The 939-nt window shown below is 44.6% G+C and carries 1 protein-coding gene and 1 pseudogene; one reads left to right on the top strand and one right to left on the bottom strand.

Annotation, left to right across the window (positions count from 1 at the left end; all coding sequences use genetic code 11):
• A pseudogene (locus AB4589_RS25515) lies at positions 1-297 on the top strand (hypothetical protein); the annotation flags it as partial.
• A gap of 148 nt (positions 298-445) precedes the next feature.
• On the opposite strand, the gene AB4589_RS25520 reads toward AB4589_RS25515, so the two are convergent.
• Positions 446-742, bottom strand: a complete 297-nt coding sequence (locus AB4589_RS25520) for a hypothetical protein (protein ID WP_017097823.1) — start codon at positions 740-742, stop codon at positions 446-448.
• Positions 743-939: the final 197 nt, after the last annotated feature.

Raw genomic sequence — 939 nt, forward strand, 5'->3', positions numbered from 1 at the left:
TTCATGGGGCGGATACTGTTTGCCTATGGCCGTAGCCAAGAGAACCAAAAGCGCATCGATGAAGCTACCCTTGCCGTTGATAACGCGGTGAGCAAGGCAAAGTCGCTATACAAAGCGGGGCTAGTCGATTACTTGTCGGTGTTAGACGCACAAAGACAACAAAAAGCGATGCAAGATCGCCAAGTAGCCGCCAAGCTTCAAACCGCCAACACCACGATTGCGGTGTATAAAGCCTTGGGTGGAGATTGGAAAGTGGCGAACGAAACGCAGAGTGTCGAATTAGCTCACGTTAACTAGTCTTTCTGCTCTATGTTCTCTGCTGAATGTTCTTTGTTCTGTGGTGAATGATGTAATAAACGTAATAAAAAATACCGCCGTTGATTACGGCGGTATTTTTATGAATTCGTTAACTGGCTAATGAGCTGACCAACAAGATAACAAGTGACTAGGACTTAGATTCATCGTTGCTATCTGTGTCTACGGTTTTGATCAAAGGGCCTGCGCACTCGACAAAATCACCAATATCGAAAGTCTCAGGCGCATCGGCTCCACCCGTCACCCCAAAACTACCAGTAACCGTTGGCTCCTTATCAGTCTTATCTACGTCTAAAATGATCTCTACTTTATAAGTGTGACCGTCAGGAAGGAGTTTGGCACACTCTTCGAGTGTCGAAGCGTTAGCTCCCACGCTAAGACCGAATAAACACACTGCAAGTACACTACTTGTCATTTTCAACATCATAAAACCTCTCGAAGACTATAGAAACATCATACCAATAATCTGCAAATCTTCACGATAAACGTTGAGAAGTGAGTTCATAGCAACAAGGCCAATTAGCCCCAACCATGGGGAGCGCTTTCGCTATCATCATACTCAGCATGACAAACCGAGCACTTGAAGTAGCTAATTTTTGATTTTGATTGTAAACGCGCCATAAA

The sequence above is a fragment of the Vibrio sp. 10N.222.49.A3 genome (genome assembly GCF_041475145.1).
Lineage (GTDB): Bacteria > Pseudomonadota > Gammaproteobacteria > Enterobacterales > Vibrionaceae > Vibrio > Vibrio tasmaniensis_A.

Excerpts from the sequence above, each read along its gene's own strand:
- AB4589_RS25520 (WP_017097823.1), bottom strand. The coding sequence starts at position 742 with ATGATGTTGAAAATGACAAGTAGTGTACTTGCAGTGTGTTTATTCGGT.